Annotated in this window: 21 protein-coding genes; 4 read left to right on the top strand and 17 right to left on the bottom strand. The window is 47.2% G+C overall.

The window, feature by feature from the left end:
* Positions 1-3: 3 nt before the first annotated feature.
* Positions 4-795, top strand: coding sequence for an SDR family oxidoreductase (locus E0698_RS00110; protein ID WP_192510198.1), 792 nt, complete (start codon positions 4-6; stop codon positions 793-795).
* 78 nt (positions 796-873) lie between these two features.
* Here the strand turns inward: E0698_RS00110 and E0698_RS00105 are convergent, their stop codons facing one another.
* The gene (locus tag E0698_RS00105) at positions 874-1692 is read right to left on the bottom strand and encodes a YwaF family protein (RefSeq protein WP_192510197.1); all 819 of its coding nucleotides are present in this window, start codon (positions 1690-1692) and stop codon (positions 874-876) included.
* Positions 1693-1783: 91 nt separating this feature from the next.
* Between E0698_RS00105 and E0698_RS00100 the strand changes: the two genes are divergently transcribed.
* On the top strand, positions 1784-1996 hold the full coding sequence (locus E0698_RS00100) for a hypothetical protein (protein ID WP_192510196.1): 213 nt from the start codon (positions 1784-1786) through the stop codon (positions 1994-1996).
* Between the two features lie 80 nt (positions 1997-2076).
* On the opposite strand, the gene E0698_RS00095 is transcribed toward E0698_RS00100, so the two are convergent.
* From E0698_RS00095 to E0698_RS00060, 8 genes are all read right to left on the bottom strand, one after another.
* Complete coding sequence (locus tag E0698_RS00095) at positions 2077-3348, bottom strand: methyl-accepting chemotaxis protein (RefSeq protein ID WP_192510195.1); 1272 nt, start codon at positions 3346-3348, stop codon at positions 2077-2079.
* Positions 3349-3608: 260 nt separating this feature from the next.
* Positions 3609-4952: a hemolysin family protein gene (locus E0698_RS00090; protein ID WP_149096129.1), complete on the bottom strand. Its 1344-nt coding sequence runs from the start codon at positions 4950-4952 to the stop codon at positions 3609-3611.
* A 140-nt stretch (positions 4953-5092) separates the two neighbouring features.
* Complete coding sequence (locus tag E0698_RS00085; RefSeq protein ID WP_192510194.1) at positions 5093-5752, bottom strand: SGNH/GDSL hydrolase family protein; 660 nt, start codon at positions 5750-5752, stop codon at positions 5093-5095.
* Positions 5753-5931: 179 nt separating this feature from the next.
* Positions 5932-7197, bottom strand: coding sequence for a YncE family protein (locus E0698_RS00080; RefSeq protein ID WP_134910960.1), 1266 nt, complete (start codon positions 7195-7197; stop codon positions 5932-5934).
* A gap of 183 nt (positions 7198-7380) precedes the next feature.
* Positions 7381-8301: a PD-(D/E)XK nuclease family protein gene (locus E0698_RS00075; RefSeq protein ID WP_192510193.1), complete on the bottom strand. Its 921-nt coding sequence runs from the start codon at positions 8299-8301 to the stop codon at positions 7381-7383.
* A gap of 165 nt (positions 8302-8466) precedes the next feature.
* Positions 8467-9762 carry a galactokinase gene (locus E0698_RS00070; RefSeq protein WP_192510192.1) on the bottom strand — a complete coding sequence of 432 codons (1296 nt, stop codon included), beginning with the start codon at positions 9760-9762 and terminating at the stop codon, positions 8467-8469.
* A 297-nt stretch (positions 9763-10059) separates the two neighbouring features.
* Positions 10060-11583: a copper amine oxidase N-terminal domain-containing protein gene (locus E0698_RS00065; RefSeq protein WP_149096088.1), complete on the bottom strand. Its 1524-nt coding sequence runs from the start codon at positions 11581-11583 to the stop codon at positions 10060-10062.
* Between the two features lie 102 nt (positions 11584-11685).
* The gene (locus tag E0698_RS00060) at positions 11686-13350 is read right to left on the bottom strand and encodes a PucR family transcriptional regulator (protein ID WP_192510191.1); all 1665 of its coding nucleotides are present in this window, start codon (positions 13348-13350) and stop codon (positions 11686-11688) included.
* Positions 13351-13681: 331 nt separating this feature from the next.
* Here E0698_RS00060 and ald point away from each other — a divergent pair, with 331 nt between their 5' ends.
* Positions 13682-14812 carry an alanine dehydrogenase gene (gene ald, locus E0698_RS00055; protein WP_192510190.1) on the top strand — a complete coding sequence of 377 codons (1131 nt, stop codon included), beginning with the start codon at positions 13682-13684 and terminating at the stop codon, positions 14810-14812.
* 97 nt (positions 14813-14909) lie between these two features.
* Here ald and E0698_RS00050 read toward each other — a convergent pair whose 3' ends face one another.
* The 3 genes from E0698_RS00050 to E0698_RS00035 all read right to left on the bottom strand — a co-directional run bounded on the left by E0698_RS00050 (position 14910) and on the right by E0698_RS00035 (position 18689).
* Positions 14910-15464: a mismatch-specific DNA-glycosylase gene (locus E0698_RS00050; RefSeq protein WP_192510420.1), complete on the bottom strand. Its 555-nt coding sequence runs from the start codon at positions 15462-15464 to the stop codon at positions 14910-14912.
* A gap of 309 nt (positions 15465-15773) precedes the next feature.
* The gene (locus E0698_RS00040) at positions 15774-17093 is read right to left on the bottom strand and encodes a hypothetical protein (protein ID WP_192510189.1); all 1320 of its coding nucleotides are present in this window, start codon (positions 17091-17093) and stop codon (positions 15774-15776) included.
* A gap of 141 nt (positions 17094-17234) precedes the next feature.
* Positions 17235-18689 (bottom strand): PstS family phosphate ABC transporter substrate-binding protein, encoded by a 1455-nt coding sequence (locus tag E0698_RS00035; protein WP_134910967.1) that lies wholly within the window; start codon positions 18687-18689, stop codon positions 17235-17237.
* Between the two features lie 99 nt (positions 18690-18788).
* Between E0698_RS00035 and E0698_RS00030 the strand changes: the two genes are divergently transcribed.
* A complete protein-coding gene (locus E0698_RS00030) occupies positions 18789-19073 on the top strand; it encodes a hypothetical protein (RefSeq protein WP_192510188.1) in 285 nt (94 codons plus the stop codon).
* 63 nt (positions 19074-19136) lie between these two features.
* Here the strand turns inward: E0698_RS00030 and E0698_RS00025 are convergent, their stop codons facing one another.
* The 5 genes from E0698_RS00025 to E0698_RS00005 form a co-directional block, all read right to left on the bottom strand.
* Entirely contained in the window at positions 19137-19445 is a 309-nt protein-coding gene (locus E0698_RS00025) for a hypothetical protein (protein WP_238353804.1), read from the bottom strand.
* Positions 19446-19754: 309 nt separating this feature from the next.
* Positions 19755-21851, bottom strand: a complete 2097-nt coding sequence (locus E0698_RS00020) for a multidrug ABC transporter permease (protein ID WP_192510187.1) — start codon at positions 21849-21851, stop codon at positions 19755-19757.
* Complete coding sequence (locus E0698_RS00015; protein WP_149096079.1) at positions 21826-22728, bottom strand: ABC transporter ATP-binding protein; 903 nt, start codon at positions 22726-22728, stop codon at positions 21826-21828. Before E0698_RS00015 ends, E0698_RS00020 begins: the two co-directional genes overlap by 26 nt.
* Complete coding sequence (locus tag E0698_RS00010) at positions 22721-23110, bottom strand: GntR family transcriptional regulator (RefSeq protein ID WP_044646746.1); 390 nt, start codon at positions 23108-23110, stop codon at positions 22721-22723. The genes E0698_RS00015 and E0698_RS00010 overlap by 8 nt, the downstream gene beginning before the upstream one ends.
* 192 nt (positions 23111-23302) lie before the next feature.
* A complete protein-coding gene (locus E0698_RS00005; protein WP_443146895.1) occupies positions 23303-24469 on the bottom strand; it encodes an MFS transporter in 1167 nt (388 codons plus the stop codon).
* Between the last annotated feature and the right edge of the window lie 171 nt (positions 24470-24640).

Raw genomic sequence — 24640 nt, 5'->3', positions numbered from 1 at the left:
TCAATGGCAGAGCAGAGATTACAAGGAAAGATAGCGGTGGTCAGTGGTGGAGGTTCAGGCATCGGCAAGGCAGCCGCGATTCGGTTTGCAGAGCAAGGTGCCAAAGTGGTTATGCTGGATCGCACGCCCAAGCACGCAGAGGAAACGAAAGCAGCCATTGAACAGGCTGGCGGTGAAGCCCTTGTGCTGGAATGTGATATTTCCAAGCCGGAAATGATTCGGCAAGGCTTCGCTAAAGTCGTGGAAACATACGGAAAGCTGGATGTGGTGTTCGCCAACGCAGGGATTAACGGCACTATGGCTCCCATCGAAACGCTGGAGCCGGAGGATTGGGACCGCACGATGAACATCAATTTACGGGGCACCTTTGCCACTGTTAAATATGCTGTTCCTTACCTGAAAGAACGCGGCGGCAGCATTATCATTACCAGCTCTATCAACGGTAACCGGACCTTTTCGGGTATTGGGTTCTCCGCCTACGCTTCGTCCAAGGCGGCTCAGGTTGCTTTTATGAAAATGGCGGCGCTGGAGCTGGCACGTTACAAAATTCGGGTCAACGCCATCTGTCCAGGTGCCATCAACACCGAAATTGATGACAATACGTATCCATCAGAAGACTTGAAGAAGGTACAAATTCCAGTCGAATTTCCGAAGGGTGGAGAGCATCCGCTGGAGGGTGCTCCTGGTGAGCCAGAGCAGGTCGCCAATCTGGTGCTGTTTCTCGCTTCGGACGAATCGTCTCATGTATCAGGTACGGAAATTTATGTAGACGGGGCAGAATCTCTGCTGCGTTAAATATTTACACACTCGAAGCGGCCTTATCCCTGGTTATCATACTTGCGGAAAAGGCTGCTTTGGCTTTTTGATGCCTTCTCAGCGCGGTGTTTTCTCCGTGCTATGATCCTCCCCAAGACGTTCAGCTCTGTGCACAGCTCCTCTGCGAAAGCGGGCATACAGCCTGCCTCCAGGCAGCACCTCGAACAGCAACATCATAAGAGAAAAGAATAACAGCGCAATGACCTCTTCTGCCAAAATATACAGCGGATATGGTCCCAAAACATCCAATATCGACGGTGTTGACGGCTTTCCGGCAAGAAACATATAGTTTGCTCCGAGTACATCATCTACGGGCCAAACGATCAGCGCCAAGCTATTGAGGAAAAGCATTGCTCCCCCAACGCCCTTCCACGTCGGTTTCAGCCCTTCGATCCATGTCATGTACAAGGCAGCCAATATAATGGCACTATGAGCCACAAAAAAATGAATAAAACGATAGTGCGGAAAAGCGTATGCCAAATTAGGCGTGAGTACCGCTTGAAGCGCTCCTCCAATTCCGGCAAAAAGTATGATCGGATACAGCCAGCGGCTACGGAAAATCAGCAGCAGAATCGACAGCAGCAGCGTCACACTGCACAGCTCCAGCGGCAATGATGTCTGAGCATCCCAAATGTGCTGCGTCACATACCATATATTCAGAGTTACCTCGGACAGAATGAGTATGGTAACCAGGGTCCAGCGAATCCCCTCACTTAACAGCTTATGCGACTGAATCAGGCCCCGAGTCAGCCAAAGCAGTAAAGCACATAAAATAAGCCCTAGTACAGCCACCCAATGTGACGAAGTAAAAGCCTCGAATCCTTCCGGTGCAGCAGCATCGAACCAGAACCATGACCATGACCACGGCTTGTCCATCAAAAGCCTCCTTCAATCTTTTTTCTCTTTCTTGCTTGTTCGACACCTTAGCCTTTATGATAAAAGATATCATATTCAAAGGAGACCCCTCATGCCCATTAATCGCCGTTTGATGACAGATCAGGATTTCACCGAGGCGTTGGAACGTCATCTTCGTGTCCGCATTTTTCAGGATGACCAGTTGATTGGTTCAGGCGGAGTCATTATCCGTTTTGACGATCAAACTATAGTCGTGCAATCCAGTGTCAGTGATCTGGCCTACCATCCCAGAGAACAATGTGAGTTTTTCGAGATTAAAAAATAACCGTAAACACACCGGAGAACCAATTTGCTTCGTTTTCCGGTGTATAGCGGCTACATTTGCTTTTTCTGACACGTTACGTTCTACAACTGCATTCCACGAGTTTTCATCATGAGCTTGTTCGTAAGCACTTTCAAGTCCTCGGAAGAAGACGAAATTTCCTGCATAATAGCCGTTTCCTCATGAGCGGCTGTATAAATCTTGTGCGCACCTTCCGAGAAGGCCCCTGACATTTGCTGAATACGATTGATCTGCTCGAAGGTTTGATCTACTCGATTCGTCTGCTCTGTCACAGCTTCTTCCATTAAGCGAATACCTTCAACAAATTCACGCACAATCGAGTTCAAACGACTCAGCGTCTGATCCACCGAGCTTGTCCGTTCCGCCTCAGCGTTGACCAGTGATGTTTGCTGGTGCATTAATTGTACCGTTTCCACAATTTGCGACTGCACACGGCTAACGATGGCATTGATTTGCTGCACCGATTCCGTGCTTTGTGAAGCCAATGCGCGAATCTGGTGAGCGACTACGGCAAATCCGTTACCTTCTTCTCCGGCACGTGCGGCTTCAATGGAGGCGTTCAGCGCCAGCAAATGAGTTTGTTCGGCGATATCCTTGACGGTGCTTGTAATCGCTTCAATTTGTGAAGCTTCTTTTTCCAGTCGTGCAATGACCTGCTGCGAACGACTATGCGAAGCAGTTAGCTCCCCCATTCCCTCCATCAGGGATGAAAATACCGTCTGCGTCGATTCGACCGAATGCTCCATGTGGCCTGACAGTTCCAGCATATGGCCCGATTTGCTGCGCATCATTTTAAAATCGCCCAACATTCGATCCGCTGTTTCAATAGATTGGACAGACGCATCCCTTTGCTGCTCTACGCCTTCCAAAATATCCTCCACCACCGAAGTCATGGACTCAATCTGTGTCGTAGCCTGTACAATAGCCGAACTAAGGTTTTCCGCGTTTTGCGAAGTCGCTCTTGAGCTATACGATATCTCGTTAAACATATCCTTGATGTTTAGCATCATACTCCGGAATGCATCATAAAGCACCTTGATTTCGTCATCTGAACGACGATCAGGAATGACTACGGACAGATTCCCTGCCGAGGCTTCCTCTGCCGCCTTTGCCAGTCTAACAATCGGACGTGTGAGAAATTTGGAGATCAACCACCCCAAAATGCCACTCCACAGAACGCCCATTAGCAGAATGATTGAGATATATAGCCATTCCTGTGTACCTTGAGCAAGCCAATCCTTGAGTACAAAAATAAAAAAAGCGCTTGTTCCATAGGTTATTGCAGAAATAGCGACAAATGCAGCAACCATTTTCGTACCTAGTGACATTTTCATGTAATGTAGCCCACCCCAAAAAACTCAAATTTGATTCCATTTTACCATATAATTGCTACAATTCTAGTAGTACTTTTCACAGACAACCTTATTTATGAGTATAAAGATAGAGAGACTTTAGGCCCTCTACCTTAACAGCCAAAATAACATGTATTGGGCATCAGCGTACATCAAAAAGAGGGACGAACCGCACTGCTGCTTGCTTTACAGGCCATTCGTCACCTATTAAACCATTGATTTGCAGTCACTCAACCATTCCATCATTCGGAATTATTGTCATTTTCCTGTTCACTAGCTGTTTTTTTGACTGCTTCAATTGTGTCTATTTGGTGACTGTTTTTTTCCAGTACGGTAAACTCCCATAAACCTACAGTCATACTCTCTCCCTGTCGGATATCAAAATGCTCTGAAAGCATCCAGCCGCCAATCGTATATACGTCCCCGGCCTCAATATCCGTCTCCAAACGCCGATTGACTTCATGAATGAGCGCTTGCGATTTGAGTATGTAACGATGATCATCTGTTTTTGTAATGAGAGGGGTTAGCGCCGCAGGGGTTTCGGTATCGGTATAGGAAGGAATGTCCCCTACAATCTCCTCCATAATATCCTCCAGTGTGACCAGTCCTGATGTGCCGCCATATTCGTCCACCAGCACTGCCACGGGAATACGCCGCTTTTGCATCTGAATCAGCAGGTCCCGGGCCTGAATGGTTTCAATCACCTGAAGCACCGGATGAATATAGGAAGCCATCGTGGTATTCCCTGTGCTGTGCCCTCGGGCCAAATCATGCAGCGCTTCCTTCACACGGATCATCCCGATGATCCGATCCCGATCCCCGTTTTCCGCTATAGGCAGAAAATTATAGACCTTGTCCTCGATCAGCTCCATAAACTCTGCCACCGTTGCCAGATGAGAAATAGAGCGGATATGGATACGCGGTACCATAATCTCTTGCGCCGCACGGTCGTCAAAATCAAATACATTGTTCAGGTAGCGATATTCTGTCGGCGTAATTTCACCACTGCGGTATCCTTCGGATAATGCCAATCGTAGCTCTGCCTCACTGAGAGCGGCATCTTCCTCGGAAACCTTTTTCAGTCCGAAAAGTCCCGTAATGACACGCGAGGAACGGCTGAGTACCCAGTTCAGCGGATACGTCATTTTATAGAAGACCGTAATGGGACGCGCAAAAAACAAAGCCATCGGCTCCGCAATCTGTATAGCGAATGTTTTGGGAACCAGCTCCCCGATAACCACCTCGAAATACGTCAAAATCAGAAAAGCCAGCAAAAAGGATAATACTCCCGTGAGTCCTGCCGGAATATGTGCCAGCACAAACAGCGGATGCAGCAGCTTTTCAACCGTTGACTCCCCGAGCCAGCCTAACGCCATCGAGGTTAACGTGGTCCCTAGCTGACAAGCAGATAAATACTCATCCAGTCGGGACAAAATATTTTTGACAGCTTTGGCATTTTTATTCCCTTCGGATGCAAGCTGATTGATACGGGATACCCGCACGCGAATAATGGAATACTCGGATGCAACGAAAAACGCAGTTAACGCAATCAGTAAAATGACCAGGATGATATTCACAGTTTCCACAGCCCTCTCTTGCCCCGCCATACGAAGCAAGAAGCACCCCCTTATGACGTTCATTTTTGGATGGACAGATCCTATAAGTAATTATGTCCATAATCGTGTATTACCCAAAAATGACAAGGAGTAGACTATGGTTGACCCTATTAGCGAATCGCCAGCGGACTCTTTTGCACGATATCTATCCATTGATCCGCTATCAACTGGTGCCCAACCGCTGTCGGATGAACTCCGTCATGCAGCCAATAGGAGGCGTCCGCCTTGGTAGCAGCCTCGTTCAGCAGGTTTTGGAGCGGCACAAATACGGCCCCAAATTCGTCTGCAAGCTGACGCACCAGACGCTGATAGCCCGTTATTTTTTCCTGCCAAATGTCCCATCGTGCCTCGGTAGCTCCCGTTTTCAAAATAAACGGCTCACACAGCACCAGCCCGGTATCGGGCAGCACTTCACACGTTTCCTCCAAAATGTGGCGATAGGCTCGTTCAAATCGGTCTGTCACCCCGGACGGCTCCTGCTCCACGATCCGCCAGGCATCGTTCACTCCGATCAGAATACTGAGCAGGTTCGGCTTCAGGCTGAATGTGTCCTCATTCCAACGCGCATACAAATCCGAAACCCGATCCCCCGAAATCCCCCGGTTCACAAATTCTGGCTGCGTAGCAGTCAAATGGCTCCCCATTGCACCTGCGATCAGATACACATAGCTCTGACCCAGCCAATGGTTCGCGTCCTCATTCCGTCCTCTTCCTCCATCTGTTATGGAATCCCCCTGAAAAAGAATACGTGCGTGCTCTGTACTCGTCATATTCCTAAACTTCCTCCTTCGACTTTTCCAATAATATCCTTATCATACCTTGTATTCTCCAAATTAGAAAGCGATTTCAATAAATAGAAGAATGTCAGATTTGCATTATGATATGAAATTCTGTTATCTGTAGTCGCAAGTAAAAAGCCCGTTGTCAGACGGGCTAATCACTAAGCATCCTAAGGATTCACTCCTACTGCGAATGGACGAGCGCCCACCGGAACGGTAGCAATTGTAGTTTGGGTTACTCCATCAATTATGGAAACATTATTATCATCCTGATTTGTTACATAGATACAATTAGTTATTGGATTAACACCTACTCCATTCGGATTATTCCCGACGGGGATCGTTGCAATCACTGTATTCGTTAACCCACTAATAATGGAAACATTATCAGTGTCACGATTGGGTACATAAATAGTATTCGTAGAAGTATTGACACCCACTTCCCCTGGAGTAGTCCCGACTAGAACGGTAGCAATCACCGTATTCGTTATTCCATCAATGACAGAAACACTGTTACTCGTGAAATTTGACACATAAATTCGATTAGTTAATGGATTGACACCTATTCTAAATGGATTAACCCCCACTGGAATCTGGGTAATCACAGTATTTGTTGCTCCATCAATGACCGTAACGACATCAAAATTAAAATTCGCTACATAAATTCGGTTGGTTAATGAATTGACACCTATTCCTGTTGGAAGAGACAAACCTCCGACAGGAATAATGGTGGCGATCACCGTATTGGTCAAACCGTTAATTACGGAAACTGTACTATCATTAAAATTTGCTATATATATGGCATTGGTTGCGGTATTAACCCCAACTGAACTTGCTCCATCTCCAGCAGGAATAGTAGTAATCACCGTATCGGTTATTCCATCAATGACGGAAACGTCGTCACTGTTCAAATTCCCCACATAAATTCGGTTGGTGAATGGATTAACTCCTACTCCGGCTGGATTAACACCAACAGGAATGGTCGCGATCACTGTATTGGTCGCCCCATCAATCACAGAAACATCATTACTATTAAAATTAGCTACAAAAATGCGATTGATTGATAGGGGTACAGACTCTGAAACAGCTCCTAAGAGCTCAGAGGATACAAGCCGATGGGCTGTAACTAACTGTCCGGCTGCATTTTTTCCCCAAACGGAAATTTCAGTCTGACTTAGGGCAACACCTCCCGTTGTAAAAACAAATTCAAATGCATCAAAATTGGCAAAATAATTTTTTGTAACTACTTGATTCGGAGCGACAGAGAAAGATTCAAGTACATATAACGTTCTCGATCCGTTTAGTAGATAGCCTTCTATTAATACAGTCGAAAAATTGACCGAATCCCGGTTATCGATTTTAACCGTCACCTGTTGAGTGGGCCTAACACCACTGACAGCACTATTATCAATAGGTCCAGTTGACAAAATGGCCATTTAAATGAAACCTCCTAAATTCAGATATTATGGCTAAATTCCAGTTAAACCTTAAAGTACTTCACGAACTATATTTGTAATATATGCAGAATTTTTAATAAGAATTGGACATTTACTTTAATAGGGCAAAAGAAAGACACTCCTTTTAATTAATGGAGTGTCTTTCTTTTGTTCTATTCCACCTTACACCGCGCGGTACTTGCATACCTCCCGAAAATTACAGCCGCCGCACGCTCTGCGTGAAGGCATGGGCGTGAAGAAGGACTCGGGTTTCGGCCGATTATAATAATCATCATCGAGACAGGATTTCATTTCCTCGATATATCGCCCGACATTGGCAACGACCTTGTCGATATCCTCCTGCGTGGGACGGTACACCTCATGTTCTCCCGTCATTAGATACTCCACACGCACCTCGATCTTATCCAGCGGAAGCTGATAATGCTCCCGCACATAGGAAGCGTACAAAAATAGTTGGTCGGAGAAGTCGCCTTCCTTGCCTGTTTTCCAATCTACGATAACCATGTCTCCGTTACCTCTGCGGTAGAGCAAATCCATTTTGACATAGACCTTCGTCTCATGAAGCAGCATCGTATCCCACTTCTCGACCTCGACAATTCGGGCCTCAGCCTGCTGTAGCTCACGCCAAACCGCAGTACGGTACAGATTATGTACAACTGCATGCTGTCGCTCTTTAATCCGGGTAATTCGTTCCGGCAGCACTTCGTCATCATAATAAATTTCAGCGAGCATGATGCGATTTTTGGGGTCTTGCTGCCATAGCTCACGTTGTTGCAGCGATTCCTTGTAGCTGTCATTCAGCATGTTCTTCATCGCTGTCTCCAGGTACGCCGGACGTGGAACAGCGCCTTTTTCCATCCAACCACGTATGACCGATTCACACATTTGATGCGTAATATTCCCAAATAAAATATATAAGTTGCTCAACTGCTTGAGCCGATACAACGTAACCTGCTCTTCACTGCCCTGTGTAGGGTTCCAGCCGTTATGCGAGCCGTAATAATGATAATAGTATTTGCGTAGGCATTCATCGAACGTTTGGGCCCTAGATTGTGAATAGGACCAGGACGGGTACATAGCCATGAATAGGCCCTCCTTCGTTAGAACTTCCATGCTCTATTATACCGCAAGCCTGGACTGCATCGTCCAAAAAGAACGAAGACTTTAACCCAGAGGTTAAAGCCTTCAACGGTCTAGTATAGTCTATTCGCAATAACTCCTAAGATCCGTCCAACTCTGGCTTCATTTTCAATCCTTCGTTGTCGCATGAATCAAATCACTTACATTAACAGCACCCTGCTCACGGACGTTGACAACGAGTACCGGAGTTCCCAGCATTCCGCTGATCCACGTCTTATAATCGTCAACACGATCATTGGGAAGAATCGTCAAGATGACTCCAGCAAAGCCACCACCGTGTACCCTGCATGCGCTGTCATCTATTGATTTCAAATACATTTCCGTTAATGCAAGCGCAACAGATACGTCCTGTTCCCGGTCAACTCCACTTCTATATACGTTTTGAAGCCATTTCCATGAAGAATTACCGGATTCGGTGACGAGCCTCAAGAAATCAGAAAAACGTCCCTCCTCCAGCGACTTCACCTGTTCATCTACACGCCTATTTTCTTCAAAAAAATGCAACGCACGCAGCACTGCACGATCTCCTGCTTTTTCCCTGACCATTTTGAGGTTGGCATACAGATCCTCCGGCGATAAGTCACGGCAAACAGAAGCACCTAAGGACTGAGCCACTGCACGCATTTCGTTGGGTACCGCCGCGTAATCGTCCGTTAAATCCGCATGATCTCCGCCCGTATTTACGATAACCAGGGAATATCCATTCTGTTGAAAATCCCAGTGAACTGGATTGATGATCGGTTCCTTGGGGTTTACAAAATCAATGGCAACCAAGCCGCCATATGCGCAAGCCATTTGATCAAGCAGACCCGACGGCTTGTTCCAGTAGCGATTTTCCGCGTACTGGCCGATTTTGGACTTGGCGACAGCATCCAATGCTCCCTCATTATAAAAATGACTGATTATAGTACAAATCAACATTTCAAATGAAGCAGAAGAGCTTAATCCTGAAGCAGAGAACACATTGCTTGATATATAAGCCCGGAATCCTCCGATGCGATAGCCGAATTCGAGCAAGCCAGCCGCAATACCGCGGACCAGAAGCATCGTACCGTCATCCTCCGGTCGTGGTGACAAGTCGTTTAAATCAATGACGTATTTCGTTTTGTAGCCTTCGGAAAAGAACGTAATTACAGGCTCCTCCACTTTAGCAGCTACAGCGATGGTATCCAGTGTAATACTGCCTGCCAGCACCTTCCCGTGATTGTGGTCTGTATGATTCCCCCCAATTTCGCATCTTCCCGGAGCACTAAACCATTCAATATCCCCGACGCCGAAGTGCTCCCGGTACGCCTGTAGAAGTGATTGATATCGCGTCGTTTGCTCTGCAACCTGCTGTTGACCGTACATTCGAGCAAGTACAATTTGTCCCTCACTAGAATTCAGCAATTCCATATCTTTCATCGTTATATCCCCCTATTGTAGGTGATTTCCACTGTGGCGCCTGACCGCAAATATATATATGGCGCAACAACAATATAATTATCTCAATTTTCCCTGTGCAAAAATAGGGTACTATTTTAATCTGTAATCGCTTATTTAAATCGTTTCTGTGAGAATGCTTCCTTATTTTACGATAGATTAGATTCGTAAGGATATGCAAAAAAAGAACCGACCCTTGAACGGGCCGGTTCCTGTGTCTATACCTGCATGTTCCATGCACCAGCGGTGCAGTTGGACACAGATATGTGGAATGTCTTTTTAGTCACGTTTCAATACGTACTCACCATTACTGTTACGGGTTACTGTGGCACCAAGCGCTTCGGCAACCGATTTGAAAGGAACATACAACGTACCATATTCATTCGTATATGGAGCTTGTGGCAGCGTTAATGTGCTTCCTTCCAGTACAGCCTGTTTGGAACCGCTTTTCAGCTTGATGGTCTTACCTGTAATATCATCCACAACTGTAATTTGCTTGGCTGCTGCATCCCATTTTAATTCGGAACCCAGTTCATACGTCAGCTCACGCAGTGGAATGAAGGCCGTACCTTTACGATTCACCAGCACATAATAATCGTCTTTAGGATCGAAAGTGGTTTCTACTTTTGTAATTTTCAAATCATTTTTTAAAATATTGTAGATCGGAGAGTTTGCTTCAAAATTGCGAAGTGTCGCTCCTGGCGTAAGTTCCGCTTGTTTATTCAGGTCGATAACACCATTGGAGATATCTACCTTGTCGGCTGTTACACTACCGTTTACGTTCCAGGATTGAACTTCCGTAACAATCGAGAAGGACTTCACTGGAAGACTATCTACTTCTGGCAAAGCAACCGTCAGGTCTGACACTGATTTGCGAACATTTCCTTTTTCATCAAAATACATATCGGTTTTCAGAACCGTATTGGAACTCAGAACCGTTTTGATTTCAGGAGATTGTGCATATAAAGTGCTTACGCCTGTATCATATTGAGCAACGGCCAGATCCAAATACTTTTTAACTTCGGTATAAGCCTCATTGACCAGTTTTTCCTTGTTCGTGTTCAGTTCGCTTGTGACTTGATCAGCACCATCAACATTCATGCTGGAAGCGATATTTTTAGTGAAATCAATCGCTTGCCCGATCAGTTCCTTCAAGCCAGCCTCGTCCTTCGCCAGATTGGTCAGGAACGGTTTCACCAATGTAACCAGCTCATCGCCACGAAGTTCAGCATGCAAACGAGTCAGCTTCACTTTGTCCTTCTCACCATAAACTTCCTCGGTTACAGACGTTGCAGAGATGGTCGAAGGGTTAGGAGCATGCTTGAGTACAAGTGCTGCGGCTGTTTTCGTCAGATCTCTTACATCCTTGGAGTATACATAAGGATCAAATCCGGCAGGCAGACCACTCAAACTCTCCTGCGAGTTCAAAGATATGTAATAAGGTTTTTTGGCACCTTCCAGTTGAATAGCCACACCTTGGCGATCCAAAGCAATTTCAAACGGCAAATTATACTTGTCGATGTGTAATGTACCCTTGGCGGAAGCGAGTTCCTCCGATTGTACCTTGGCCTCATCCACTGTTACGGAAATAGAATTGATTAGATCAACAATTTCCTGATCTCCTTGCGTAATGCCTTCTTTTGGAGTCAATTTAAGAGATATCTTCTCCGTTGACTGCTGGGATTTCACATCAAGTGTGCCCAAAAGATTTTTACTTACATCAAATCCGCCTACTGCCTGGCAACCCGTCAAAGCTACCATTAGCAGAATAAGAGGGACGGCAATCCATTTTTTTATATTCATATTAATCCCCTTTCAAAGATATTACCGTTATCTCTTCTATTATCTCAGTGTTAACACGCATTGTAAATGAGTAAATTGGAAAATAGAAGTAGTCATTTAGGATCATTTTTCGGCCTGTAGCATCCGGTGAGCCAGCAATGCCATCTCCAGACAACGACGTTTATCCGGGTCTGCCAGATTTCCTCCTATGATCTCGTTAATTTTGTCCAGCCGATTGTAGAGAGTTTGCCTGTGAATGTACAGGATTCCAGCAGTGTCGCGTTTGGAGCCATGGCATCGAAAATAAGCATCCAGCGTATCCAGAAGCTGCATATGGTGCTCACGATCATGCGCAAGCAGCCCGCCCAAATGGTCCTGTACAAACTCTTGTAAAAAGGGAGTGAGGGGTACGGCTTTCAACAACTGATAGATTCCGATACTGTCGTAAAAAAGTCGATCTCTCATGGCCGAAACGCTTCGCGCCACTTCAATAACCTGATAAGCCTCTTCAAAACTACGGCCTGCTCCGGTCATCCGGTATCTCACTTTGCCGAAACCTGCATGAATGCGCACCTTGTCAAGCTGCCCTGCGGCATAGTTCTGAATATATTGTACGGTATGGGCAAGCACTTTCTTCATTTGCGCCGCGGAACGCAGGGTCAATTCCTCCTTGGCACAAAGAATGTAGCACTGGTTCCCCTTCATCATGAGCAGGTTGTGCAGCGTCTCCTTTTTCAGCAAAGAACGGAGTAGTACCAATATATCCTGGTTAATGGACTCCTTGCGCACCTGACTGGCTTCCTTATCCTGATGCTCCACCTCAATAACCCCGGCCCAAAATAAATACTGTCCCTTGGACAGCAGACGTAGCCCCATCCGGGTCTGAGCCTGTTCTTCGCTGGGAAGCTGTCCGTTCAGCATATCCTGAATCAGTTCATTCTGGTTGCGTAACAACCGGTCTTCGAGGAACTGAGTTCTCAGCACCAGCGTAGCGGCTGCCTTGGCTGTGTAGTCAAGCAGCAGTGACAGTTCTTCCGTCGGGGTTTCGCCATGCAGCACCAGACCTACTGCGGAAAACACCTGCCCGAAGCAGACAACCGGTTGAAACAAGACGGCGGTGGATTCATTAAGATGGAACAGCAAGTGACCCTCCCGGTCAGACGTCATGCTGGATTCCACCTCATTGGCATAGAAATTCGCAATGCGGTCAGCCACATCAGGCTGGATGGAAGGCACGAACCGATTGGTATCAATGGAAGACATGTAGATGACCTGTCGGGCGGTATAATCATGAAGTGCCCGTAAAAGGGCACTCATATCCGTGCTGCGCAGCGTCTCCTGCTGAAGCTGGCGCGAGAAACGCTCCAGATCTTTCAGTAGTTCGTGGTGGCGGTTAATAAGCAGGGAATGAATATCTTGCGTGATTTCAACAAAGCGTACCGGCTTTTCAAATACGATGACCGGAAAATGATGAGATTCCGCCAGCTCCAGAATTTCCGGCGGAATCTCATGGATGCTCGTACCCAGCTCCACGCATAGTCCTGCGGCCTCGGAACGGATCAACTGCTCCATATACTCAGCGCGTTCCTCCCCCTCTCGGGTTAGCCACAGGCCGGTCGTCAAAATCAGGTCATGACGACTCACAAAGGGGGTTACGTTTGTGATTTCCAGCACATGGACCCAGCCGACCCGGCGACTCGTGCCCTGCTCCCCGGCCGCCAGCTTGGCTCGCCGGAATACCGGACGTTCCAGCACATCGGCAATGGTAAAGGTTTTTTTACCGTTCATCGGAATTCTCCTTATGTATATGTCTTAATGTCATTTTATATGACACCTATTCATCAAAAAGTCGAGCCTTGAAGGCAGATAATCCGACAAAATGTATGATGCCAAGGAGCTTTTCCACTTGTAAACTGTACCTAATCTAACATGAATTGCATTTGTCGGCTTGAGTCCATTTAACTAATTGGCAGGCTGCACAAAAATGATAATGCAATTTTTGAATCCGTTTGGTGCAGCAACATTGAAACACAGAAACACAGAAACACAGCAGCGTAGCTGCCCTGAAGAACAATTATTTGCCGGTGGATAACAATTATTTTCAGGAGAGGTGAACAAAATGAAAATTGGAGTTCCGAAAGAGATTAAAAACAATGAGAATCGCGTCTCCTTGACCCCTGCCGGGGCAGCTCAGGTGATCCAGCACGGACATCACGTATTTGTGGAAAGTCATGCAGGGGTTGAAAGTGGCTTCACGGATGGAGATTATGCCACGGCGGGTGCAACGATTGTGCAGCATGCAGCGGATGTGTGGTCTCAGGCGGATCTGATTATCAAGGTGAAGGAGCCGTTATCCGCAGAATACGGATATTTTCGGCAAGGATTGATTTTGTTCACCTATCTCCATCTGGCTGCCGAGCCGGCACTGGCACGGGCGCTGATGGACAACGGCGTAACTGCCATCTCTTATGAAACCATAGATGTCGGGGGAAGCCTTCCGTTGCTTACCCCGATGAGCGAGGTCGCAGGTCGAATGGCTGTGCAAATCGGGGCACAGCTGCTGGAAAAACCGAAGGGCGGCAAAGGCATTCTGCTGGCAGGCGTGCCGGGAGTCAAGCGCGGCAAAGTGACCATTATTGGCGGCGGGGTCGTCGGCACGAACGCTGCGAAGGTCGCCATCGGCCTCGGCGCGGACGTGACGCTGATCGACCTGAGCCTGCATCGGCTGCGCCAGCTGGACGATATTTTCGGCAATCAGCTCCATACGCTGGTGTCCACACCGTCCAACATTGCCGAAGCCGTAGCGCAGAGCGATTTGCTGATCGGTGCTGTCCTGATCACTGGAGCCAAAGCCCCTCGTCTCGTAACGGAGGCTATGGTGCAGACAATGCAGCCCGGTTCTGTGATTGTGGATGTCGCTATCGACCAGGGAGGTATTGTCGAGACGATAGACCACATCACGACACATGATCAGCCAACCTATGTGAAGCATGGCGTCATTCACTATGCCGTAGCGAACATGCCGGGCGCAGTGCCGCAAACCTCGACGCTTGCTTTGACAAATGCGACGCTTCCCTTTGCCCTCCAGCTTGCGGATCAGGGCGTGCAGGAAGCCCTTCGTAAAAGCAAGCCGCTAAGTAGCGGCACAAATGTCCTGAACGGTCATATCACCTACGAGGCGGTAGCCCGTGATCTGGGATATCCTTACGTTCCGGTAGATCAGGCGTGGCAGGCAAAAGCCTTAAAATAGAGTCTGCGGTAGTTCAAAGAACCACACGTTCTTCCCCTCAGGGCATGAACTGTGTGGTTCTTTTTCTTCTAGCTGAATCCATTGTTCTCGCTGCATATCAGACGATTTCTGCCGTCAGAAATGTCTGGAGACGGCGGTAAATATCTGTGATCTCGTCCAGCGACATGCGAACCAGTCCGCTGGACGAAGGGGCTACAAATTCATGCATCTTGGGGATCAGCGGTTCGGGCTGGAATCCCCAATCTACTTTGGATTTTTTACTGTATTCGGTATATACACCTTTGCCTACAAAGCAGGCTACCTTGGGTCGGTATTCCTTTAGCTTGGCATGTAGCTCCAGACGTCCTTCGGCGTATTCCTCGCGGGCAATGTCCTCCACTCCCCTCGTGGGCCGGGAAACAATGTTCGTAAAACCATAGCCAAGCTTGAGCAGTTCCCCATCCTCCGATGGATCGTACAAGCGAGGGGTCAAACCCGCTCCCTCCAGTATGCGCCAAAAGCGGTTGCGCGGGTTCGCATAATGATGCCCCGCTTCGCCTGATTTCAAGCTGGGATTGAAGCCAATAAATACGACAGATAATCCGTAATCCAGATGATCATCTACCTCATGCAGCTCTGCTTTGGTTCCTGTTCCTTTTTCTCTCTCTGCCATGGCACGCCCCTCCCTCAAACGATATCCAGCGGCTGCTTCCGCGTAGGCGGCGGAAAAGCTTCCTGCACCGCCCTCAGCATACATTTCAGCCGTATCGACCAACGTCATGCCCAGATCCAAGCCAAGTTGAAGCGCGCGCACTTCCTCTTGCCGAAGCGAACCTTTTTCCCCCATATGCCATGTGCCCTGTCCGATCAGAGGCACTTCACGGCCGTCAGCCCATGCGATTGCACTTTTCTTCTGTTGGCTCATGTGTTTTCCCTCCTTACTATATCTGCTCAGGACTTATCTTCTAAGGACTACATCTGCTCAGGAACCTGATGCCGCAGGCTTGTCAAAGACATGGCTCTGCGTCCAATGCTGTCCACCATCCGAGGTGGTATACATTACCGGAGCCTTCTCTGAATCGGAGAAAATAGCCCAGCCTTCCTTAGCATTGGCCATCCCGATTTGCTGGCTGCCATAGCCGTCAAAGCTTTGCTTGCCGTTGTTCCACGTCTTGCCTCCATCATTCGTCCAGCCAATGGTATTAGGCTTGTCGCACGGTGCGCAATAGCCGCCCATCAACGCGGTACTGCTGTTTACTGCATAGAGCATACCCGGTGCCGTCCCTTCATTCTTGGGAACCTGATGGTCTTGCTGGCTAATGCCGGGAGCCGGTCCTGCGCCAGCGGTGGCATTGGCCAACACAGCACGCCAGCTTTGGCCGCTATCGGCGGTATGCCAGAGCGAATATGAGGTCTGATTCATGCCCGTATCCCCGACCAGCTCAATCCATGCGTTTCCGCGCTCTACCGAGCGAATGATTACACCGTTCAGAGGGGCTTCGGTTTTCCGGGACAAAGCGGTGGTCCACTTCTGGCCGCCATTCGTTGTGTGTAAGATACCGAACGAGCCCTCTTTGCTTTGCGTTACCGCCCAACCGTTTTGCTGATCATGATAGTATGGTTGTCCAACGGTGTGATCAGGTACGGGAAGCGCGGACCAGGTTTGACCGCCGTTCTTCGTATATTGGTTTCCGGTGAATCCTTCCTTGGACGATACAAAGTGTAGAAAGCCCGCTTGTCCTTGCTTCGGCACTGTCCCGATACTTTCCCAGCGCTTGCCTCCATCCTGAGTCGCCAGCAGCGAGCCGCTGTCTGCCATGACGGCCCATGCCTGCTGCCCATTCAAGGCAAAAATTTGCTGCACTGTTCCTTGACCCTGATATTGCACATCCCATGCCGCTCCCGCTGAACCGGATGTGCCTGCGTCTGTCCGGGCAATCCATCCCTTCCCGCCGATCCAGCCGGATTTGCCGTCGATCAGGCGCAGCGCGGTAACATCGTCCATGCGAACCTTCGCCGCATTCGCATCTGTGGATGCTTGTCCATCAGCCCCTGATGCAACGCCTGTACCGCCAGTTGTGCCATTTTTCCCGTCAGAAGCGGTCTGCTGTCCAGGTGTATTTACAGCGGCTCCCGAAGCACCCGGTTGCGCGGAAGCAGAACCCTTTTGTCCATCCTGAACGGTTTGTCCGTTCTGCTCTTTCTGTCCGGTCTGTCCTGCTTGTGTTGTATCTGCTCCACAACCTGCTGTCATGATGGATACGGCGAGCAAAAGCGCCCATGCCGATAATTTTTTCTTCATTTTCGTTCATCCCCTTACTGTGTTAGTACAATGCTGCGCGGGTATGTAACCGCAGCAAGGTATATCCTATGTATTACCCTGCTGTCTTCGTTTCACTCTTGACGGATGGAAACCCAAAATCGACTGTATGGAAAACCTCGTCTACGGATTTACAGGAACAAAGCCGCCTTTTTCAATGATCCGTTTTCCTTCTTCGCTTTGCAGCCACTGGAGTAGCCGCTGAACCGAAGGGCTGTACTTCTCTCCTTCCCGTGTGACCACGAACAATTGAGCGGTAAACGGATACTGTTGCGAACGGATATGTTCCTTGTTCGGCACCACTCCGTCAATGGACAAAAATTTAACCTCTTGCCGCTTATGCATCACATTGGCAAAATAATAAAACGAATACCCGAGCGCATTGTGATCCTTGTTAAAATCAGCGACTGCATTAATCATACCACCCATGATGCCAATTGTGCGCTCCCGGGGCGGCTCGGCCATCTCATGGTTTGCCATCACTTTCTTTTGCATATACGTCTGACTTCCCGAATTTTCTTCCCGCTGATAGGCTACAATCGGCTGATCCTTGCCTCCCACTTCACTCCAATTATGAATGGAGCCTTCATAAATACGACGAATCTGCTGTGAAGACAGATTATGAACCGGATTATCACTGTGAACAAGGAAAATAAACGCATCCCGCCCAATTGGAGTCAGCTTCAATTTCACTCCCCGATCTTTCGCAAGTTGCAGCTCCCCGTCGGATGGTCCGGCCACCAGAATGAGATCCGCCTTCTTGTCGATCAGATTTACATACGCCAGATGCGTTGTGTTGAATTTCAATTCGTGCGCCGCACGTGCTTTGCTCATTCCGGTCAGCTCATGCAGCATATCCTGTGCGAACGGAATCGCCGCTGTAGCCCCATCGACCACTGGAAAATCCCTTTCTGCAATCAACGGGCGATGAGGCAGCATCAGCGTAATGGTCAGCACAATGACGAGTGCGGCAGACATAGCGGCCACGATCCATTGCCATCTACGATCCACCTTTCCGTTCTTTCCTATCACCGCCGGATAACGATCCACCCCAACTCCTATTACCATTCCGGCGATCGGCAGCAGTACAGTCAGCAGAAACCAGATTTCACCATGCTGTGTGTACGGCTCCAATACCTCCAGCACAGGCTCCGCCCACGCGTGATAGATTGAAAACAATTGCCACGAACTCCCGCCCACCTCGGACGGTTGGCCGCCAGAGCCTTGTAACCCCACAATCCATAAACCCAGGCCGCTTAATAATGATAGCAGCCCGGTCAGCATGAGCGGAAGCTTGCGCAGACTGGAAATACGCGCACTCCAGGCACCGTAAGCTGCAAAAATCAGGCCGACGATCCAGGCGTACAAAATCATCATCACAATGACCGCAGTATCCGTCACACCCTCACGCCTCAACAGAAGCTGTACATTAGATGCCACAGCCATACTCCAAAATACATTAAACATGACTGAAAACAATCCAAACATAAATGTACCGCCCAACCACGACCAAAACCATGCTGACCGCATAGAAGGGCCTTTTTCCGGCTCAGTTATAACTCCCTTTGGATCTGACATGTACATCCCCCTATATCATTTAAATGAAATGAGCCTTTAAGCCACTGCTTTTTCATTGTACAATTATGGTAAAGATTAGTATACGAGGAGATGGTAAAAATGTCCTTATCCGATCACCGGGATAACACATCCGATATGGCCTTGCTCCGAAAAACGCATGATGACCTCTGGAAATCCTTACAACATATTCCGGCCGAGGACACTCTCAAGCTGCTTCACAGTTTTTCAACACAAATCGAGATTTATCATAAAAAAAAGCATAAGGCTGCGGATTGGAAAAGCAACTTGAAAAGCTACCTGAAAACTCCCTTGCCCTATATTGCCATCGCCGTCGGTATTTCACTGCCAACCGCCGTATGGCTTTTGATTTTGTTTTTACCATAAAGAAGTATGCTAAAAAAAGGCCTTCCCTAGAGGAAGACCTTCTTGGTATTGAATTCAACAATTCTATATCGCTCTTGCTTGGATCAAAAAACGGTGCTGTTTCACGTCCCAATACCCATCACGTTGAATGTCCAGATGTAGACCATACAGCTGTTCTATATATCTCTCTGGCTGAAAATCAGCAATCTGCCATTCAATCGCCTTTAAGTAGTAGACAAGCGCTCCGATATCGTAAAACTGCTGTATCGGAAACTGTTCCCGCTGCTCCACGATTTCGAAGCCGTTGCTTTTCAGACCGGTAATCGCTTGAGAAAGGGACCAGTCCGCATACTCGCTATAAGGCGCTTCCAAACGGTCGTTATGCCCACACAATCCAGCCCCCCACCTGTTGGGTCAAAAACATCCCGCCCGTATGCAAAATACGCCGCACTTCCGCTGGAGAAAATGCCTCATGCTTGTTCAGCACAAGATCGAACCCATTATCATCAAATGGAAGTGAATGTGCTCCAACAACTGTATAAACTCACGATCTTCTGTATATTCATATCGTGCTGCTCCTTCCTGAATTGGGCTGACATCATTTACCGAACGCTATACTCTTTATGTTCTACGTTCTATCTCTATACGCCTCTACATCTGCCCAAACCAGGAGGAATTTCTTATCTGCCGTTCGATGCCGTTTTAAGGAGTGGCGGGTAGAGCCTTTACAAGCTCAGGTGTCATGTCTTTTGGAGTTAATAAATAATAGCCTGTGTGAGCATTTAAACCATATAAAGGCTTGATTTTGATCTGTATCAGGTAAGTGCCTTTCTCCATATCCGGAGTATAGTTATAGGATCTGCGGTTTTCCAAAATAGCTTTCCAGAGCTTCATATCTTCAATGACGATTGCTTTATGCTTCTGCTGTATATCTCTGAATAAATTGACGTCTTCGATATACTGACCAGATTGATAAGGTTTCATCTCCTGAGAAACAATTGGAACAGCACGCACAGAAAGTATATCCTTCGGCGTGACAATTACCTTGTCGGCATATCCCTTCTGTTTCAGCCAACCTTCCAGTTTGTGAAAGGATAAACGCCAGTTAAATGCAATTTTACGAGCCCATTCCGGCTCATATTTGGAAATAGAGGAAGCCTTATGCAGAATCTCGATATTCCCCAGCGGATAACTTCCAGACTGCATTTCGCTATAGCTCATATCCAAAATTTCTTCTTTCAGCACAGCTTCAAATTCGCGAATTTCTTTCGGATCGGTCAGTATCACCCTCCGTTCCTCATCATCCCCTGATTTAATGCTGATCGTTTCGGCTGCACCATATAGCTTATCCAACGAGTATGCTACTGTTTTGTACGGCTCAGACACCATGACCTTTGCCAGCTCTGCCCGGAAAGGCTGCTCGGGAAATGTATAGCTTCGGGTCATAATTGAACCATCGTCAAGGTGATAGGCAATGGCTATCATTTGAAGAGGTTCACCTTTGGTCATGGACGTCTGTCCTGATGAATGGGCCCGCACGAGTTCACGCTGTAAATTCAGCACAGAAGCGATATAAGCTTTATCTTGCGAAAAATAAAGATCTTTTCGTGTAATACCCCCATCCAAATACAAACTTGGTCCGGCATAAACTTGCTCCACGGAATGCGCAGTTGGAATTCGATCTTCGTAACCTACCCAACTTGAAGTCGGAATGTACATTGCCAGACCTAACACTGCGGTGTAAGCGACCAATTCCAGCAAAGCACGTACACGTACAATTTGCCACGTCTTGCGAACCACCATCTCCACAGCGATATAGCCCAAAATAGCTCCAAGTATATAGCCGAAGATAGACCAGTCTTTACCTTGTCCGCCTACGCCATTAAAATAGTCCCCTACTAGCAGCATAGCGCACAGCATCACACCTGCTTTGAATAAGGGCTGGAAGAAGGTAAATGCCATTGCTTGCGTTGCCTTCTCTACCAGCCGTTTGCGATACAACACATAGCTCAAGATCACAAACAGCAGAGAAACACCAATATAAACAAGCAGTTCAATATATGAAAATGGAATTCTTAGCAATTCCGTAAAGCGAATAAACGGCGATAAAGAATGCCAAATATTATTGTTACTACGTAACTCCATGCCATCACTATAACGAACTATTGTTCCACTGACCTGATAGTAACCGTACAAATGATGCCCCAGAAAGCGACTAATCATGGATGACAGAAAGAAGGGGAGCACCATCAAAACGTACACTACAGCAATTTGCAGCAGCGATTGCCCTACGCAAATACCTACAAACACAGTAAAGGCGAAAAGAAAAATGCTAATGACCGAGACGACCAATGCCCATGATCCAACATCATTCATGTGAAAAATATAAGGCAGATCATTCGTCGCGTTAACCCAAGCCGTCACTCCGGCCGTGAGCCACACGGGTACGAGCAAGAGGATAAGACCACTGACCAAATGTGCCGTTAGCAGATGTTCCCTGCGTAATGGCAGACTGTGATACAAATCAGATGGCCCCTGCCGCTGAATAAAACGAGTCAACATCACACCGGCCAGCACCGGTACGGTCAATAAAATCATATTTTGCAAATCATTATCTGAGTTTGCCCTATTGAACAAGCTTCTCAAAACCTCGTGCACCCGTTCGTCTCCGATGCTCATAAATAACGGGAGCGGCACTGTAAACAATAATCCCGCCAAGTACAACAGACCGATCCAGCCATGCTGTCTCAGGCTTTGGCGAATCACGCCGCCGCTACAGAAGAATCGGTTGGATGTCATAACCTGCGTCCTCCATTTCATAAATGAAAATTTCCTCCAGCGTCAACGGCAGCAAATCGAATACATGCGGCTCATACGCCTGAATCGTCTCTGTAATCTGCTCTCGTTCACCCCGGATAATAAGCAGCAGAACACTGCCTCTGCTCTCCTTATGTACAACCGAAAGTTGTCCGCAGACGACCTCCTCATGCGTGCTGTCACGAAAGGCAACCTGCACCTTATGCGTATCGGACTTGAGGTCGTCAACCTCTTTCTCCAACAGCATACGTCCCTGATGCATAATGCCGACATGATCACACATGTCTTCAATTTCACGCAAATTATGGGATGAAATCACGACAGTCATCTCACGTGCGGCGGTTTCCTGGAACAGCAAATTTTTGATCATCCGCCGCATCACAGGGTCCAGTCCGTCGATCGGCTCATCCAGAATCAGCAGCTCTGGCATGCAGCTCAAGGCAAGCAAAAAAGCGGCCTGACGCTTCATCCCCTTGGAAAAACGGTGAAGTTTACGCTTCGGGTCAAGCTTGAAAATGTCGGTAAGCTGTATGTAGCGTTCCTCACTCCAGCTCGGATAAATGGAGCGGTAAAACCGGGCCATCTGGCGAATCGTCGCTTGCGGGAAAAAATAAGGGGTATCCGGCATAAACAGAATGCGCTGCTTGACTTCTGGCTGCTCATACACCGGCTGTCCACCGATTAGCACCTTGCCAGTATCCGGTCTGTAAATCCCGGCGATGATTTTGAGCAGCGTCGTTTTACCTGCTCCGTTGGAGCCCAAAAGTCCAAAAATAGAGCCTTTCTTCACCTTAAGGGCGAGCTGATCGACAGCCTTTTCTTCTGTAAATGTCTTTGTGACTTCCCTTAATTCAATCAAGGGACATCCCCCTTTCCTTCAATTGCGTAGCTTCCACGTATAAGGCGTCCACTTCCTGCTGCGTAAAACCGAAATGGACAGCTTCGATCATCTGCTTCAACAGCGCCGCCCGAATCTCATCCCGCTTCATTTGCTGCGGCTGATGCTCGGCAGGGGTGACAAAGCTGCCCTTGCCTTGGACGGAATAGATGTATCCTTCGCGTTCCAGCTCTCGATACGCCTTCTGAATCGTATTGGGATTCACCGTAAGCTGAGCGGATAAAACCCGTACAGAAGGCAATTGCTCATCCGGCTGAAGCGATCCGTATACGATCATTTCCTTTACCTTGTCTATTAACTGTTCGTAGATCGGCTTACGACTGCGGATATCCAGCTCGAACATGGACTTCCTCCTTTCAAGACTTGATCAGATTCATCTGCATCCTTTCAACTGTTCTAACTGTACTATTATTAATAATACAGTTAGAACAGTTTGTCAATCATTTCTTTAGTTATTTATTACAGAAAAAAAGACCAACTCAGAAAGCTGGTCTTGAAATCAACGTTAACCTGTAATGATTTCGGCAAAAGTTTGTTACATATTTTTTGACTTCGTATGTATCCCAAAAAACATAGATTTCACGATAATACATACAAGAGACAATACAACAAAAAGTAGGCCACTCCAAACAACATCTCCTGTTCCTAATTGAGAAATAAACCAGCCTCCCATCGCTGTCCCTATGGTGACACCCAAATTTGAAAAAGAAACATACAGACTATTCGCAAATTCCGGGGCTTCTGGAGCCTCCGAGGTAAGCCAAATTTGACTTACAATCAATCCACTCGTATGAACAGCTCCCCAGACAATAATAATCCCACTTGTGAGAAGAAGAGTTGCACCCACATATTGAAGCAGTAAATAACAAACCCCTAAAGCAACAGGATAAAGCAACACCGTTTTCAACATATGATGGTTTAACATTTTTCCCGAGTACCAGTTACCAGCCACACCACTAATCCCGAAAAGCACAAGCATCGTGCTAATCCATTCTCCACTCATATGCGTTTTCTCTCCTAGATACTCCGCAAAATAACTATATACAGAAAACATCGCAGCAAATATGAAGCATGCACTACCGATATTCAACCACAATGTGGGTTTCCTCAATATTTTAAGCTGGTTCCTGACAGGTACTTCCTTCTGCTCCAATCTGGAAGGAACCATGAGCCCTATTCCAACACACGCAATAATATTTACAACAGCAGAGAACAGAAATGAAGTGCCAAGAGAGAATTGATCAGCAATATAAGAAGTAAGCGGAACCCCCAATACCATCCCCACACTAACTCCAAGAAATACCTTTGCACTTGCTTTAGTAGCCTCTTCTTTCTTCGATAATGCAACAGCTAGTACGAAGGCAATGGAGAAATACACCGGATGAAAAAAGGCAGGGATTATTCGGAATACGACAAGTGTATAAAAGTTCGATGCAAAAGCTGATATCACATTCGAGATGGAAAAAATAATCATGATGCTCATCAGTAACCATTTACGATTCCATTTTGAAAATAGCAGAGTTACCCATGGCCCAAAAATGGCAATAGTGAGTGCAAAAAGACTGACCAGTATTCCAGCTTGTGGTGCAGTAACGTTATACTTATCCATGACCATTGGCAAAATCCCAACGACTCCAAGCTCCGTATTTATAATGCCAAATATACCTAATGCAATAAAAAATAATGGACTGTTTTTGTTCACGATTTCCATCTCCTTGATCTCATAATGCATATATTCGAAAATCTATATTTATAGATATAATATACACAAAAAAGTAGGTAACCTTGTTCATTATGGCTCTTCGCTCTATTGGATGGGTAACGCCGTATAGAAATAGGTTCATAGTCAAGCTTGTTTCAGTAGATTCTTAAA

The organism is Paenibacillus sp. 23TSA30-6 (genome assembly GCF_014858585.1).
Classification (GTDB): Bacteria; Bacillota; Bacilli; order Paenibacillales; family Paenibacillaceae; genus Paenibacillus.
The sequence above is the reverse complement of the archived record's forward strand: the minus strand, read 5'-3'. Positions and strand labels throughout refer to the sequence as shown.

Coding starts and splice junctions, on each gene's coding strand:
- E0698_RS00060 (WP_192510191.1), bottom strand. CDS start 13,350: ATGAACGGTAAAAAAACCTTTACCATTGCCGATGTGCTGGAACGTCCG.
- E0698_RS00085 (WP_192510194.1), bottom strand. CDS start 5,752: ATGACGAGTACAGAGCACGCACGTATTCTTTTTCAGGGGGATTCCATA.
- E0698_RS00110 (WP_192510198.1), top strand. CDS start 4: ATGGCAGAGCAGAGATTACAAGGAAAGATAGCGGTGGTCAGTGGTGGA.
- E0698_RS00050 (WP_192510420.1), bottom strand. CDS start 15,464: ATGGCAGAGAGAGAAAAAGGAACAGGAACCAAAGCAGAGCTGCATGAG.
- E0698_RS00040 (WP_192510189.1), bottom strand. CDS start 17,093: ATGAAGAAAAAATTATCGGCATGGGCGCTTTTGCTCGCCGTATCCATC.
- E0698_RS00010 (WP_044646746.1), bottom strand. CDS start 23,110: ATGTTCGAGCTGGATATCCGCAGTCGTAAGCCGATCTACGAACAGTTA.
- E0698_RS00105 (WP_192510197.1), bottom strand. CDS start 1,692: ATGGACAAGCCGTGGTCATGGTCATGGTTCTGGTTCGATGCTGCTGCA.
- E0698_RS00075 (WP_192510193.1), bottom strand. CDS start 8,301: ATGGCTATGTACCCGTCCTGGTCCTATTCACAATCTAGGGCCCAAACG.
- E0698_RS00035 (WP_134910967.1), bottom strand. CDS start 18,689: ATGTCAGATCCAAAGGGAGTTATAACTGAGCCGGAAAAAGGCCCTTCT.
- E0698_RS00100 (WP_192510196.1), top strand. CDS start 1,784: ATGCCCATTAATCGCCGTTTGATGACAGATCAGGATTTCACCGAGGCG.
- E0698_RS00020 (WP_192510187.1), bottom strand. CDS start 21,851: ATGACATCCAACCGATTCTTCTGTAGCGGCGGCGTGATTCGCCAAAGC.
- E0698_RS00080 (WP_134910960.1), bottom strand. CDS start 7,197: ATGGCCATTTTGTCAACTGGACCTATTGATAATAGTGCTGTCAGTGGT.
- E0698_RS00030 (WP_192510188.1), top strand. CDS start 18,789: ATGTCCTTATCCGATCACCGGGATAACACATCCGATATGGCCTTGCTC.
- E0698_RS00065 (WP_149096088.1), bottom strand. CDS start 11,583: ATGAATATAAAAAAATGGATTGCCGTCCCTCTTATTCTGCTAATGGTA.
- E0698_RS00070 (WP_192510192.1), bottom strand. CDS start 9,762: ATGAAAGATATGGAATTGCTGAATTCTAGTGAGGGACAAATTGTACTT.
- ald (WP_192510190.1), top strand. CDS start 13,682: ATGAAAATTGGAGTTCCGAAAGAGATTAAAAACAATGAGAATCGCGTC.
- E0698_RS00095 (WP_192510195.1), bottom strand. CDS start 3,348: ATGAAAATGTCACTAGGTACGAAAATGGTTGCTGCATTTGTCGCTATT.